The sequence below is a fragment of the Aerococcus christensenii genome, from assembly GCF_001543105.1.
GTDB classification, from domain to species: Bacteria; Bacillota; Bacilli; order Lactobacillales; family Aerococcaceae; genus Aerococcus; species Aerococcus christensenii.
This window is the reverse complement of record NZ_CP014159.1, coordinates 657,473-672,069: the sequence shown is the minus strand read 5'-3', so window position 1 is coordinate 672,069 and position 14,597 is coordinate 657,473. Positions and strand designations below refer to the sequence as shown.

The 14,597-nt window shown below is 37.1% G+C and carries 11 protein-coding genes; 5 read left to right on the top strand and 6 right to left on the bottom strand.

Annotated features, from left to right (window positions below; genetic code table 11):
- Window positions 1–27: 27 nt before the first annotated feature.
- Window positions 28–684 carry a serine O-acetyltransferase EpsC gene (gene epsC, locus AWM71_RS03145; protein ID WP_082632789.1) on the bottom strand — a complete coding sequence of 219 codons (657 nt, stop codon included), beginning with the start codon at window positions 682–684 and terminating at the stop codon, window positions 28–30.
- Window positions 674–1,588 carry a cysteine synthase A gene (gene cysK, locus AWM71_RS03140; RefSeq protein WP_060776624.1) on the bottom strand — a complete coding sequence of 305 codons (915 nt, stop codon included), beginning with the start codon at window positions 1,586–1,588 and terminating at the stop codon, window positions 674–676. Before cysK ends, epsC begins: the two co-directional genes overlap by 11 nt.
- Window positions 1,589–1,873: 285 nt before the next feature.
- Here cysK and AWM71_RS03135 point away from each other — a divergent pair, with 285 nt between their 5' ends.
- The 5 genes from AWM71_RS03135 to AWM71_RS03115 all read left to right on the top strand — a co-directional run bounded on the left by AWM71_RS03135 (window position 1,874) and on the right by AWM71_RS03115 (window position 10,677).
- Window positions 1,874–4,432 (top strand): GW dipeptide domain-containing protein, encoded by a 2,559-nt coding sequence (locus AWM71_RS03135; protein WP_060776623.1) that lies wholly within the window; start codon window positions 1,874–1,876, stop codon window positions 4,430–4,432.
- Between the two features lie 231 nt (window positions 4,433–4,663).
- Window positions 4,664–6,061: a tRNA uridine-5-carboxymethylaminomethyl(34) synthesis GTPase MnmE gene (gene mnmE / locus AWM71_RS03130; RefSeq protein WP_060776622.1), complete on the top strand. Its 1,398-nt coding sequence runs from the start codon at window positions 4,664–4,666 to the stop codon at window positions 6,059–6,061.
- A gap of 20 nt (window positions 6,062–6,081) precedes the next feature.
- Window positions 6,082–7,524, top strand: a complete 1,443-nt coding sequence (locus tag AWM71_RS03125) for a C69 family dipeptidase (RefSeq protein WP_060776621.1) — start codon at window positions 6,082–6,084, stop codon at window positions 7,522–7,524.
- A 165-nt stretch (window positions 7,525–7,689) separates the two neighbouring features.
- Window positions 7,690–9,591 (top strand): tRNA uridine-5-carboxymethylaminomethyl(34) synthesis enzyme MnmG, encoded by a 1,902-nt coding sequence (mnmG, locus tag AWM71_RS03120; protein ID WP_060776620.1) that lies wholly within the window; start codon window positions 7,690–7,692, stop codon window positions 9,589–9,591.
- A 135-nt stretch (window positions 9,592–9,726) separates the two neighbouring features.
- The gene (locus tag AWM71_RS03115; RefSeq protein ID WP_060776619.1) at window positions 9,727–10,677 is read left to right on the top strand and encodes a transglutaminase domain-containing protein; all 951 of its coding nucleotides are present in this window, start codon (window positions 9,727–9,729) and stop codon (window positions 10,675–10,677) included.
- Window positions 10,678–10,753: 76 nt separating this feature from the next.
- Here AWM71_RS03115 and lrgB read toward each other — a convergent pair whose 3' ends face one another.
- The 4 genes from lrgB to AWM71_RS03095 form a co-directional block, all read right to left on the bottom strand.
- Window positions 10,754–11,437: an antiholin-like protein LrgB gene (lrgB, locus tag AWM71_RS03110; RefSeq protein ID WP_060776618.1), complete on the bottom strand. Its 684-nt coding sequence runs from the start codon at window positions 11,435–11,437 to the stop codon at window positions 10,754–10,756.
- Between the two features lie 24 nt (window positions 11,438–11,461).
- On the bottom strand, window positions 11,462–11,857 hold the full coding sequence (lrgA, locus tag AWM71_RS03105) for an antiholin-like murein hydrolase modulator LrgA (RefSeq protein WP_060776617.1): 396 nt from the start codon (window positions 11,855–11,857) through the stop codon (window positions 11,462–11,464).
- A 193-nt stretch (window positions 11,858–12,050) separates the two neighbouring features.
- Window positions 12,051–12,794 (bottom strand): LytR/AlgR family response regulator transcription factor, encoded by a 744-nt coding sequence (locus AWM71_RS03100; protein WP_060776616.1) that lies wholly within the window; start codon window positions 12,792–12,794, stop codon window positions 12,051–12,053.
- Window positions 12,772–14,523, bottom strand: coding sequence for a LytS/YhcK type 5TM receptor domain-containing protein (locus AWM71_RS03095; RefSeq protein ID WP_060777446.1), 1,752 nt, complete (start codon window positions 14,521–14,523; stop codon window positions 12,772–12,774). Before AWM71_RS03095 ends, AWM71_RS03100 begins: the two co-directional genes overlap by 23 nt.
- Window positions 14,524–14,597 lie beyond the last annotated feature (74 nt).

The window sequence follows — 14,597 nt, the reverse complement described above, 5'->3', positions numbered from 1 at the left end:
GTTTGTTGTAATAAAAGGAAAACTAACCTAGTCTTCCAAGCGATTCCAACTTTCATCGTGAAGAATAATATGAGCGGGCATTCCAACTGCCGTAGCATAGGGGGGGACATCTTGTAAAACGACAGCATTCGCCCCGATCTTAGAGTGATGGCCAATGGTGATGTTTCCTAGTATTTTAGCTCCTGCACCGATTTCAACATGATCTTGGATTGTGGGATGACGTTTGGCTGTTTTTTCATTGCCTACACCACCTAATGTGACGCCGTGATAAAGTTTTACATTTTCTCCGACAATAGCAGTTTCGCCAATGACTACGCCCATTCCATGGTCAATAAAAATAGTATCTGAGAGTTGAGCGCCGGGATGAATTTCAATTCCTGTCTCTCTACGAGCTTCTTCAGAAAGTTGCCTAGCAAGATAGATTTCCCCATTATTATAATAATGATGCGCCTGTTCATGAGCACGTAAAGCTTTAATGGAAGGATAGAGATCATAGACTTCTTGCCAGCTTTTAGCAGCAGGATCGTTAGCGAAAACTAATTTGGCTAATTTGACCCACTTATCATTTTCATTGACTGGATGACTTTGAGGAGGTATAGCCATTCCAGGAACAGTCTTAGATTGAATAAGCATAGTTTGTTTTTCTTCTTTTTTTAAGTTATCAGAGGAAGGATTATTCATCATGTGTAAAAACTCCTGCCGAAAGGTAACGTTCACCTGTATCAGGAAGAACGGTTACCACGTGTTTAGAAGGCCCGAGCTCTTTTGCTAGTCTGCGAGCAGCTACTAAGTTTGCTCCTGAAGAAAATCCAGCAAGAATACCGTAATTTTTAGCAAGTTCTACAGAGGTTTGAATAGCGTCTTCGTTTGAAACTTGTTCAACATGATCGAGTAGTTTTTGATCAAGAATTTCTGGAATAAAATTAGCGCCAATGCCTTGAATTTTATGAGAACCGGCTTTTCCTTCAGTAAGCAAAGGGGAGGAAGCGGGTTCTACGCCCCAAATGATAGTTTTGGAATTCGCAGCTTTAAGAAGACTACCTATTCCTGTAACGGTCCCACCGGTTCCAATTCCAGCCACAAAACCGTCTACTTGAGGAAGATCTTCTAAAATTTCAGGAGCAGTGGTTGTTTGATGAGCGTTAACGTTTTCTTGACGGATGAATTGACCAAAAATAGGAGCATTTTTTTCTTCAGCAATAAGATTCGCTTGTTTAACAGCGCCTTGCATACCTTCTGAACCTGGAGTAAGCACTAGTTGCGCGCCATAAGCTTGCATCAAATTCCTTCTTTCAATAGACATGGTTTCAGGCATAACGATAATAACATTTAAGCCCATAGCGGCACCTAACATAGAAAGTGCAATACCTGTATTTCCACTAGTAGCTTCGACAATTGTGCTTCCTTTTTTTAGGATTCCTTGGCTTAATAAGCTGTTTAAAATAGCCTTAACAGGACGATCCTTAATGGAACCTCCAGGATTTTTGGATTCTAACTTTACATAAATCTGAGCACTTTTAGGGTCAGTGTTTGGAAGCTGAATCATTGGAGTGTGTCCAATAACTTCTGCAACATTTTTATAAATCATAAAAAGGCCTCCTTATAATGAATAGCCAGTATCAATCCATTTTTCTTTAAAGGAAGAAGGATTAATAAATCGGTCATTCATAACTTTTTGAAATATTATAACTGCTTTACAAAATAAGTTCAAAATAAATCTCTGAAAATAATGTAAAAATTACAGAATGATTTCATTTTCATGAAAGTATTCTTTTTAGCCTATAAAATGGTAAAATAAATAAGAATAGGTAATTTTTTCCTCAGTGAAGAAATAACATGAGGCCTATTGATTAATAAAGCAAAGGAGAAGATTATGAAACCATATCAAAAAATACTGCTTGCCTCTCAAGCGGTTGTAGCTTTTGCTGTTGTTAATCAGCAAGAACAAGTAAATGCTGCACAGGTTGATAAAACAGCTTTAAGTAGAGAAACAACTTCTGATTCTCTTTCAGTTTCTAAAGAAAATTTAGAGAAAAGAGAGGTCAAAGAAACTAAAAAATCCACAGTAACTGATCCAAAACAAAAGAAAGAGGAAAAAACACAAAGCGTGTCTTCTTCTGAGTTTCAAGATCGTTCGGTGAATGAAAAAGCTAAACAAACAGAGAGTTCTTCTTCAAAACAAAGTATTAAATCTGTAAAAGAAGAAACAGCGCAAGCAAATCCTATGGTTGAATCCTCTCAAGGAGAAGTAGAACTTCATTATCAAGCAGAAATTGAAAATGAAGGATATACGATCGATACCAAACCATGGGGAGAAGAAGGTTTTCACTCTGCGAATGTTGGATCCTCAGACGATTATCTTCATCAAATTGTGTACATTCAAAAAGAAGATAAAGATGGGAACTATGCTAACGTTTGGACGAAATACAGGGAGCTTGGATGGATCGATAAGCGAGCATTTAAGGGCTTTACTGAGTCTACATATGAAGCAAGATTAGAATTTGCTGGATATTCTATTGATACTAAACCATGGGGAACAACTGGCTATCAAACAAAAGGCTTTACTAATGATTATCTTGACAGTGATGTGAAGGTGGTTATGGAAAACGAGACGCGTGATTACGCTTTGGTGGTTAAAAATGGCCAAGAATTAGGATGGATCGATAAGAGAAGTCTAACTACTTATATTCAACCTACGCCAACAGCAATTGTTCGAGCAGGCTATAGTGTAGATACTAAACCATGGGGAACTGCTGGCTTTACTTTATCTCAATATGGTTGGTCTGAAGGTTTACTAGGGACACCTGTAATTATTCGAAGAGTAGATCAAAGTGGCGCTTATGTCTTTATTACGGATAGTAATAATAATGGCATGGGATGGATTGATCGCAGAGCTTTGGTTCAAAATCCTAGAAACCAAAAAGCTTATGTGACCCGATATGGGTATAGTTTGGATACTAAACCATGGGGAGAAGAAGGTTTTAAATCCGCTGGAAATGGAACAAGCGCAGACTATATTGGGACGCAGGTTCGTATTATTGATGAAAGTGACAATGGCGCTTATGTTTTTGTGGCCTCTCAAAATCAAGGATTAGGCTGGTTAGATAAACGGGCTTTACGTTCTATAGAAGGCGCGCAAAGTGCAATGATTAAGTCTCCTGGCTATAGTTTAGATACACGTCCTTGGGGAGAAGAAGGTTTCCATTCTATGGAAAATGGAACGAGTGCAGATTACCTTGGGTCACAAGTTCGTATCATTGATGCAAGTGATAATGGCGCCTATGTCTTTGTTGTTGATTCCTCAGGAAAAGGATTAGGTTGGCTAGATACGCGTGCCTTTAGAGCTGAAGAACTCCAACAAATTATTGATAAACGGGAACAAGAAACTGGTCAATCAGTAGACGCAGTCTTGCAACCAACAGGCAATGTCTTTTTGGATTCTATTTTAGTACCAGCCTATGAATTGGCTAACCAAAATGGCCTCTATGCTTCTGTTATGTTAGCTCAAGCGGCCTTAGAAAGTGGTTGGGGAAGAAGTAGTCTCTCAATACCTCCTTACTATAATTTGTTTGGGGTTAAGGGCGAATATCAAGGGAATTATGTTTCTAAACCTACTTTAGAAGACAACGGATCAGGGGAATATTATCAAATAGAAGCTCGATTCAGAGCTTACCCTTCTTATAGAGAATCTTTGAGTGATTATGTGAATCTGTTGAAGAACGGATTAACTTCTAATCCTAGATTTTATGCTCCAACATGGAAGGAAAATACGAATTCTTATCGAGATGCTACACGTTATTTGACAGGGACTTATGCTACAGATACGCATTACGGAGAAAAATTAAATGCTATTATTGAGCAATTTAATTTAACTCGTTATGATACAAATGTTAAACAAGGTTCTGAGAATCAAGTTGCTGCTATGAATGGAACTGTAGCGGAATGGTTAGTGAATGAAGCGAGAGATTGGATAGGCGTTAAGATGGGATCTGAACGTCATCATGAATTAGTGGATCTTTATAATACGATTACACCTCTTCCTTTGAACTATCAGTTAAAATATAACGACGCTTGGTGTGATGCTTTCGTTACAGTTATGGCAATGAAGGCTAATTTAAGTTCTTTAATAGGATGTGAATGTGGTGTTCAAAGACATATTGATATCTTTAAAGAAAAAGGTATTTGGTATGAAGATGGTACAATTACGCCACAAGTAGGAGATTTGGTGGCTTTTTCTTGGAGGCAAAATAGTCAACCAAACGATAATTTTGCGGATCATATTGGAATTGTGGAATCTGTAGATCCATATGCTAACACGTTTACAACTATTGAAGGAAATGCTGGCCCTGAAAGTAAAGTGATGAGAGTAACTTATCCTATTGGACATGGCAATATTCGAGGATTTGCTCGTCCAAATTATCCTGCATTTTAGATAATATAACCTTATGAATTGAAAATAAAATCGCATGATTCTCTTTGCATAAAGAGTTTTATGCGATTTTATTTTACAAGTGTTTGGAATCTCCGTATAATAAATGAAAAGCGATAAATTTTTATTGAAAAAGGCTATCTATCTTAGCTAAGAGATATGAAAACAGGCAAAGTGTCATTTCGTAGCTGAATGAAGCTGGGATAGGCACTTTTTATTATAAGCAAAGAGAGGATGAGCATTTTGTTTACAGACGGTATGGAGACCATTGCGGCAATATCAACAGCACTGGGGGAAGGAGCTATTGGGATTGTTCGTTTATCAGGAGAAGAAGCTCTAGATATTGCAGATAAAATTTATCAGAGTGGGAGTAAAGACCTCCATCAGTGTGCTTCTCATACTATCCACTATGGACATATTGTTGATCCAAAAACAGAAGAAATCGTAGATGAAGTTATGGTAACTGTTTTTTGGGCTCCAAAAACTTATACCAAAGAAAACATTGTAGAAATTAATTGTCATGGTGGGATTGTTGCTACGCAAAGAATTTTACAATTGGTGTTAAGACAAGGCGCTCGTTTAGCAGAACCTGGTGAATTTACCAAACGTGCTTTCCTTAATGGCCGGATTGATTTGGCTCAGGCAGAAGCTGTACAAGATATGATTGCTTCTAAAACTGAACGGGCAATGAATCAGGCGATGAAACAACTAGAAGGAAGACTTTCTCATAAAATTAAAAACTTACGCGATAAAATTTCTGATGTCCTTGTTCAAGTAGAAGTAAACATTGATTATCCTGAATACAATGAAGAAGAAATGACTTTGAAGAAGCTAGATCAAGCGGCAGATGAAATTAGAGAAGAAATTGAAGCGATTTTATCGACCTCTAAACAAGGAAAAATTTTACGTGAAGGCATTCAAACCGCTATTGTAGGGCGCCCAAATGTAGGAAAGTCTTCATTATTAAATCATTTGCTGAATGAAGAAAAGGCCATTGTAACAGATATTGAAGGTACAACGCGTGATACGATTGAAGAATATGTGAATGTTAAAGGAATTCCTCTTAAACTTATTGATACAGCGGGCATTCGAAAAACAGATGATTTAGTAGAAAAAATTGGGGTAGAACGTAGTCGAAAAGCTATGCAAGAAGCAGATCTCATCTTGCTACTTATTAATCAAAGCGAGCCACTGCAAGCCATGGATAAAAAACTTTTAGAGATGACAGACAACTCTACTCGCCTTATCCTTCTCAATAAGACGGATCTCCCTGCCCAAATAAATCAAGAGGAACTAGTCAGTTATATTAAAGGAGATCGAGTGATTCAAACATCTATTACACAGGATAAAGGAATGGATGAATTGGCACAAAGTATTAGTGATCTTTTCTTAAATGGAGCCATTGAAAGCGATGAAGCGACTTATGTGACAAATGTGCGGCATATTGACTTGTTAGAAAAAGCTTGTCAGGCTTTAGATGAAGTGAAAGCAGGAATTCGAGCAGGAATGCCTGTTGATTTGGTTCAGATTGATTTTACGCGGACATTCGATTATTTAGGAGAAATTACAGGAGAAAGTGCACCTGATGAATTGATTACTAAATTATTTAGTCGGTTTTGTTTAGGAAAATAAGACAAGAAAGGAACATTATCATGATAAAAGAATCTTCATGTACGACCATATTAGTAGGGAAAAAGGCCTCTTTGAATGGCTCCACTTTAATTGCGCGAAATGAGGATGGGGGAGATCGCCCAGATCCACAACGTTTTGTTGTTGTTTCTCCAGAAGATCAACCTTCTTCTTATAAAACGTTTAAAGGCAATATAACCATTGAACTTCCTGAGTGTCCAGGGAGTTATACTTCAACGCCTGAAGCAGATGTAGAACATAATGGTCTTTTTGCGGGATCTGGTATTAATCAATGGAATGTTGCTATGTCTGCAACTGAAACTATTACGACTAATCCTCGAGTATTAGCAGCAGATCCTTATGTACCAGGATCTATTGTTGAAGCGGATATGGTTACTTTAGTCTTACCTTATATTCATTCGGCTAAAGAAGGCGTTTTGAGAATGGGTGAGTTACTAGAAGAATATGGGACTTACGAAGCCAACGGCATGGCTTTCTCAGATAGTGAAGAAATTTGGTATATGGAAACTTACGGCGGCCACCATTGGGCTGCTATTCGGATACCAGACGAGTGTTATGTGGTTGCGCCTAATCGTCTCAATATTGATCAATTTGATTTTGAGAGTGATCAAGTTTTATATTGTACAGATTTACAAGCTTTTATTGAAGAAAATCAGTTAAATCCTGATTCTGAAGGACTTAATTTACGCCACACTTTGGGAAGTGATGACTATAAGGATGTTCAATATAATAATCCGAGAACTTGGTACGTTCAAAAACATTTTTCAGATTTATCACGACCTTATACAGAGGATTGCCCATTTGTGGATGATCCAGCTTATCCTGATCAGCCTTTCTTGTGCTATCCAAAGCGTAAATTATCAGTTGAAGATATTAAATGGGCACTTTCTTCGCATTACGAAGGAACGGTGTACGATATTTATGGAAAAATGGGAACGGAAGAAGAAAAACATCGTTATCGGGCGATAGGATTGAATCGAAATATGGAAGTTCATTGCTTAGAAATTCGTCCTCAACTTCCCACTGGATTACAAGGCGTTCATTGGTTAGCATTTGCTTCTAATGCTTATAATTGTTTACTTCCCTTTTATAGCTATGTTAAAGATACGCCTGCAAGTTGGCGCGATACCCCGATTTCTTATAATCCTAATTATATGTATTGGCTGGTTCAAACCATGGCGGTGATTGGAGACAGGGATTATAGTTTGTATGGAACTTTACAGAATGAATTTGAAAAGAGCGTAATGGCTAAATTACGTCGGATGCAGGTAGAAATAGATCAAGAAGTCAAATCTATGACTGATCAAGAAGCTATCAAAGAAAAACTGACTGTTGCTAACCAAACTATGGCTGATTTCTTATTGCAAGCTAGCCAAAAACAATTAGGCCAATTGGTTGAAGTGGCTTCTACAAAGATGGATTTACGTTTTAATTTAAAAGATTAATTCTTTCAGTAAAGTCTACCTTTCATTTACAAATGAGCAAAAGCTTGTTATAATCGTTGACGAAATATCATATTTAGACAGTCAAAGTGTCTTTCCAAACCAATGAAGGGGTGGAGTAGGCACTTTTTTAGTGGAAAAATTGAAGGAAGAAAGGAAATCTAAGTCATGCAAACTTTTGAAGCAGGGAGATATGATGTTGTTGTCGTTGGAGCAGGTCATGCTGGGTGTGAGGCCGCTTTGGCGAGCGCAAGAGTGGGAATGGAAACCTTACTTATCACCTTGAACGTTAATATGGTTGCTTTTATGCCTTGTAATCCATCTATCGGAGGGCCAGCCAAAGGAGTGGTCGTTCGTGAAATTGATGCCTTGGGCGGAGAGATGGGGAAAAATATCGACAAAACTTACATTCAAATGAGAATGTTAAATACAGGGAAGGGACCAGCTGTCCGCGCTTTACGGGCACAAGCTGATAAAGAGGCGTATGCACGCGAAATGCGCCGAACGATTGAAAATACGCCACATTTAACCCTTCGACAGGCGGTTGTAGATGATCTCGTGGTAGAAGATGGCATCTGTAAAGGGGTTATTACACAAACGGGAGCGATTTATCGGAGCCAAGCCACGATATTAACAGTTGGAACAGCGGCTAGAGGCCAGATTATTATTGGAGAATTAAAGTATTCAGCTGGACCTAATAATTCTCAATCTGCAGATCAATTAACCAAAAATTTAGCAGATAAATATGGATTTGAAGTGAAACGTTTTAAGACAGGAACCCCACCACGTGTTGATAAAAAAACTATTAATTTTTCAAAAACTACTATTCAACCTGGAAATAAAGAACCCCATCATTTTTCTTCTTTGTCTAAAGATGAGGATTATCTCCCAGTTGAAGATCAAATTCCTTGTTATTTAACGTATACTTCAGCAGAAACGCATCAATTAATTCGAGATAATCTACATCGTGCGCCAATGTTTACAGGTATTGTAGAAGGAGTGGGCGCTAGGTATTGTCCATCTATTGAAGATAAGATTGTTCGTTTTGCAGATAAACCCAAGCATCAATTATTTTTAGAACCGGAAGGAAAAGATAACGAAGAGATCTATCTTCAGGGACTTTCTACTTCCTTACCAGAAGATGTTCAAATGGAAATGGTTCAAACTATTCCAGGCTTAGAAAAAGCAAGAATTATTCGAGATGCTTATGCTATTGAATATGATATGGTGGTTCCGAGTCAATTGAAGCCAACTTTTGAAACCAAATTAATTGAAAATCTTTATACAGCGGGACAAACCAACGGAACAAGTGGTTATGAAGAAGCTGCTGGGCAGGGACTCTATGCTGGGATTAATGCGGTACTAAAAATCCGTGGTGAAGAACCCATGATTTTAGGAAGAGATCAAGCTTATATTGGGGTTTTAGTGGATGATTTAGTGACTAAAGGAACCACAGAACCTTATCGATTATTGACTTCTCGAGCAGAATATCGTTTGTTATTGCGGCATGATAATGCAGAACTAAGACTAACTGAGCTAGGTCGCAAAATAGGTTTAGTTAAGGATGAACAGTATCAACATTTTTTAGCTTATAAAGAATCTGTTCAAAAAGAAGTTGAACGTTTAGAGACCACGCGATTACGTCCAAGTAAAGATTTACAAGCTTTCTTAAAAGAGAAAGGCTCTGCCTTACTTCAAGACGGTATCTTGGCGGCTGATTTATTACGGCGCCCTGAGTTATCTATTGAAGATATTTGGCAATTTAGCCAACCAGATGGGGATTATGACCGGAGAATAAAAGAAGAAGTTACCATTCAAATTAAGTACGCTGGATATATTGAAAAAGCTGAAAAACAAGTGATGCGTTTGAGAAAGATGGAAGGAAAGTTAATACCAGAAACTATCGATTACGATAAAGTTGAAGGTTTAGCGACTGAAGCGAAAGATCGTTTAAAGAAGATTCAGCCTCGAACACTTGCGCAAGCGAGTCGGGTATCTGGAGTTAATCCAGCAGATATTTCCATTTTGGCTATTTATTTAACAAGCCATTTTCAAAATAAAAATAACTAAAATCGAGAAAAAAGAGCTGAAAAAAGATCAGCTCTTTTTTGTAGGAAGAAGAATTATGATCAGAAAGCTTGAAAGTTTTTAGAGAATTTTTTATGCTATTGGAGAAGATTTTTTTGATAGGAAGGGGCAAATTTTGTGTCCTTATTTCGTCGGTATTGTTTATGTTTGTCAATAGTTGTGAGTTTAGCCGGTTGTCAGAATCAGTGGGAGGAAAAAATTGTAGAGCTTCCTTTTTTTAATACGTTATTGGAAAAATTTCAAGCGCTAGATGCTAAAATCTATCAGTTCCCATATCTAGCATCAGAGGAGGAAACAGTTAAGGAAAAGAAGAATCTTTTCAAAGAACTACAAACTCTAAAACCTGTTGGCGTTCTTGAAAATGAAGAGGATCCTAAATTATTAGCTACTGTTTTGAATCAGTTAGAAAATGGAAATTATCATTTTATTTTGAAAATTAAGAATGACCGATTGGATAAGAATAAACTGTTTGATCATTTGTGTAAAAATCTTTACGGACATTATTATGGGATTACTTTGAAGCAGGTAAAAATGTATGTTTCTTCTAAAAAATTAGGGGAAACGAAAGTTTTATTTGCTTTTCAATTGCATCATAATTATCAACAAGATCAAGCAGTGAAACAATGGGCCAAAGATTTTTCGAGTAAGCTTGCCGGACTGCCTCCTTACATGAAAGTTCGGCGTATTCATGATCAAATTATACAGATGAGTACTTATTATCAGGGAAGTAGTCGAGAAGTTGATGGCATTTCTATTTATTCGCCTTATGCCATTTTAAAAAAAGGCACAGGAGTTTGTCAGGCGTATGCGGCTCTATTTCAAATTTTATGTGATCAAGCAGGGATACCGTGTCTATCGAGAACAGGAACTGCATACCAACCAGAACAAACAAATAGCCCTATTGCTCACGCTTGGAATTTGGTGTATGTCAATGGGGAATGGCTAGGTATTGATACGACCTGGGATGACCCTGTTGACTTAAAGAATCCTAAGCATCAGACTTTGCGGTATGATTATTTTTTAGTAGATTTAAGTGCTACACATTTTCCAGATGATACTATTCACTAATCTATAAAAGATTATAAAAAAAGAAGCTTTCCTTCTGAAATTCAGAAAAGGAAAGCTTCTTTTTGTGAAGTAATAATTAGAGGCCGAAAATTGGAGCTAGGATTGGGACAACGAAGACTGTAAGGACACTAACCACCACCATAGCTAGGGAAGCCATAGCGCCTTCTGTTTCTCCGTTTTGTAAAGCAACTGCTGCACCAACAGTGTGTCCAGCTGTTCCTAAAGCTAATCCTCTAGCGATAGGATCAGTTATGTGAAGTTTATCAAGAACTGTTTTACCTAATGCAGAAACAAGAACCGCATTTAAGATAACTGCGAGAGCTGTAATAGCTTTAATACCACCAATGGATTCTGCAATAGGAAGTGCGATCGCTGTCGTTGCAGCTTGTGGCATCATAGCACCGATGATACCTTTATCCATATGAAGGATTTGGGCAGCAATGGTGACACAAATCACAGATAATACTAAACCAGCAATTAACATGGCAACAATTTGTTTCCAGTATTTAAATAATAAAGCTCTTTGCTTGTAAAGCGGAACTGCAAAAGCAATGGTTGCTGGATCTAGGAAGAACATAATAACTTTTCCACCTGGTTGGTAGGTTTCATAAGGAATTCCTGTAATTAAAAGGAAACCAATGCTTAAAACCATAGCCACAAATAGTGGAGAGAAGAGGAAGAAATGATGGTAACGATTGTAAAGGAAGGTACCAAACATAAAGGTAACTAAAGAAAGAACAATACCGATATAAGGAATCATTGTTTAACACTCACTTTCTGTAAATTAATGATTTTCTTGAGTACTTGCATTTTTAGCTTTTGCTTTGGATTTTAACCATTCGATAGCTTGGCCAACATAGCCGATAATTAACATAGCAATCACTGTCCAAAAGGCAATAAGGAAAATAATTTGAACACCTGAAGCTTTCATAATGTCCAAAGAAGTCATCAAAGATACTCCAGAAGGAACAAAAAGAAAAGCTAACACACCAATTAAACTTTGTGCAAGGTCTTCCACTTGTTCAAGTTTAATAATTCCTAAACATAATCCAGCGAAAAGAAGAATTAATCCAATCACTGAAGCAGGCATAGGAATAGGAGATAATTTAGCAAGAAAATGAGAAATTAATAAAATGATGGCAAAAATACCAGCTTGGGTAATAAAACTTGTTTTTTTCATTTAAAATCGCTCCTTAATAACTTGTGCATCGTTTTACTGATTATTAGTTTATCTTAGATTGAAAATAATCTGTGATATTTCTCTCAAGCTGCATGAATTTTAACACGAATTGCAAGAAGGGCTACCTAGAATACATAGAAAAAGTGCCAACTCCTTATGAAAATTGGCACTAAAGAAAGGATAACGCTTTCTGCTAGTTTATATTTAGGCGTGTTTTAAAGCTTTTTAAGTAAGATCGACTAACAGGAACTTTGATATGATTAGAAAGTGTAACCTGATAAGTTTGGTTAAACCAAGGCTGAATTTCAACAATATGTGTGATATTCAAAATGAAAGAGCGATGACAACGCAAGAATAAGTCATCAGGAAGTTTTTTCTCAATAGCACTTAATGTGCCAGTAGTCACAAAGGATTTATTAAGAGTATCAACTGTGACTGTATGTCCCTGAACAGAAACAAGGAAAATATCTTCTGGATGAAGAAGGTAGACCCTATCATCACTTTGAATAGCAATTGTATCATAATTGGATGAAGACTCTTTAGAAGTAGTATCTGTAGAATCAGATACAGATAATTCAGAGTACTGTAAATATTTATTAAGTGCAGCTTGAATTTTATTTTCTTCAAAAGGTTTTAAAATGTAGTCATTTGCATTGACTTTAAAAGCGTCTAACGCGTAGTTATCATAGGCAGTTGCGAAAATTAAATAAGGCGGTTTTCGCATTTGCAAAAATTTATAGGCTAAATCAAAACCAGTTTCGCCGTCTAACTGAATGTCTAGAAAAACGATGTCAGGTTTATTATCGAGCATGATGGTTAGAGCTTCTGTGACAGATTCAGCTTGATCTATTCGAGAAACTTGAGGATGTAAATTCACTAAATAAGCTAATTCTTGACGTGCAAAAGCTTCGTCATCAACTATTAGAATGTGTAGCATTAATTTCGCTCCCTTCAGCAAATTGTAAAGGGAAATTTAAAGTAAATCGAGTACCAACATTTTGTATACTTTCTGCTTTAAATTGACCTTTTTCACCATAAAGAATATGAAGACGTTTTGAAAGATTATCTAATGCCGTTCCTGTTCCTTTTTCTGAATAAACAGCTTCGTGACCTAATTGTTTTAATCTTTCAGGACTTATTCCATTTCCATTATCATTAACAGAAATAGTGAGCGTGTTTTCTTGAGTATGGATGTCTATGTAAATATGATTGTCAGTTTTTCGTTGACCAAAAGCATGCCGAATCGCATTTTCAACTAAAATTTGAACACAGAGTGGAGGAACTAAAGCTTGGTTTAAAATGTCGTCTACATTTAAGTGAATGGTATAACGACCTGGAAAACGCGCTTCAGTTAAACTTAAATAGGCGTGAAGATGTTCAAGTTCATCGCTAATGGGGATGGTGGTTTCTCGTGTACTTTGTAAGTTATGTCTAAAATAGACAGTTAATTGGAGTAGGAGATCACGTGCTCTTTGATGATCAAAACGCATGATAGCGAGGATAGTGTTGATTATATTAAAGAAAAAATGTGGATTAATTTGAGCTTGTAAACTTTTAATTTCAGCATCTTGTAATAATTTCGTATGTAATTGCGCTTCGCCAAGTTCAATTTGCATAGAAAAAATAGCAGCTAAGCCTTTAGCGAGTTGTTCTGTAACATAGGAGAGCTGACTAGAGTCTATAAAGTAGAGCTTTAAAGTCCCTAAAATCTGTCCCTTACAGAGAAGCGGAATGACAATAGCTGCTTGAAGTGGACAATCGGCATGTGTACAGCCAATTTGTTGACGATTATGTGCGACTGCCATTTTTCCAGTTTCTATGACATGCAGCGAGAGTTCTGTAATTACGTCATGTGTTGGAAAATGGTGATCAATACCTGCACCCACATGAGCCAAAATTTTCTTTTTGTCGGTAATAGAGACAGCAGAGACTTTAGTATAGCGTTTAATTATTGTCGCTAATTCTTGAGCGTGTTGAGGGGTTAAACCTGTTCTTAGAAGTGGTAGAGTTTTAGTTGCTAGGGAGAGTACATCATGAGTTTGTATAGCGCGGGCCTGTTCTTCTTGGGTAAGGGTATTATGAATGGTCGAAATAAAGATAAAAGTCCCTACGCTGTTTAAAATTAACATAGGAAGGGCAATAATTCGAATAAGGTTCAGTCCATCTGGTGTAAAAATAGCAATAAACAGAAGTTGAATGCCTTCCAAAATAGCAGCTGCGATAAAACCACGATTTGGGTTAATCAATGATCCGGGATGTTTTAAATATTTGCTTGAAAGTCCTGCTAAACAGCCGATAATTGGGGAAGAAAAACAGTAAAATAATCCCCCACCATTTCCTTGAAAAACTCTATGGAGGCCGGCGATAATCCCCACAAATCCTCCAACGATTGGCCCTCCTACAAATCCAGAAACTGAGATAGCTAATGAACGCGTATTCGCAATAGATGTTGTCGGTTTAATGTGAGTGAGCAAACCTGAAGTTTCAATGTTATTGGGGGTAATTTTGATACCGGTAAGATTGGATAAGATAGCGAATAATCCAAATACAATCACTAGAGGAATAATTTTTCTTCGATTATTTTGTTGAGACAGAAGATTTTTAAAATAAGGAGTTTGAACTAATAGGACAGCGAGTAACACGATCAATCCAACTCTTTCCATCATAAAGATAAACAAATCTCCGAAGTAAGTCCAAGACACAAGCCACGTTCCTTTCTATATATTTTATAGCGAATATG

Bases quoted from the DNA above. Each gene is read 5' to 3' on its own strand.
- cysK (WP_060776624.1), bottom strand. From the start codon at position 1,588: ATGATTTATAAAAATGTTGCAGAAGTTATTGGACACACTCCAATGATT.
- AWM71_RS03100 (WP_060776616.1), bottom strand. From the start codon at position 12,794: ATGCTACACATTCTAATAGTTGATGACGAAGCTTTTGCACGTCAAGAA.
- epsC (WP_082632789.1), bottom strand. From the start codon at position 684: ATGATGAATAATCCTTCCTCTGATAACTTAAAAAAAGAAGAAAAACAA.
- mnmG (WP_060776620.1), top strand. From the start codon at position 7,690: ATGCAAACTTTTGAAGCAGGGAGATATGATGTTGTTGTCGTTGGAGCA.
- AWM71_RS03095 (WP_060777446.1), bottom strand. From the start codon at position 14,523: ATGATGGAAAGAGTTGGATTGATCGTGTTACTCGCTGTCCTATTAGTT.
- lrgA (WP_060776617.1), bottom strand. From the start codon at position 11,857: ATGAAAAAAACAAGTTTTATTACCCAAGCTGGTATTTTTGCCATCATT.
- lrgB (WP_060776618.1), bottom strand. From the start codon at position 11,437: ATGATTCCTTATATCGGTATTGTTCTTTCTTTAGTTACCTTTATGTTT.
- AWM71_RS03135 (WP_060776623.1), top strand. From the start codon at position 1,874: ATGAAACCATATCAAAAAATACTGCTTGCCTCTCAAGCGGTTGTAGCT.
- mnmE (WP_060776622.1), top strand. From the start codon at position 4,664: ATGAGCATTTTGTTTACAGACGGTATGGAGACCATTGCGGCAATATCA.
- AWM71_RS03125 (WP_060776621.1), top strand. From the start codon at position 6,082: ATGATAAAAGAATCTTCATGTACGACCATATTAGTAGGGAAAAAGGCC.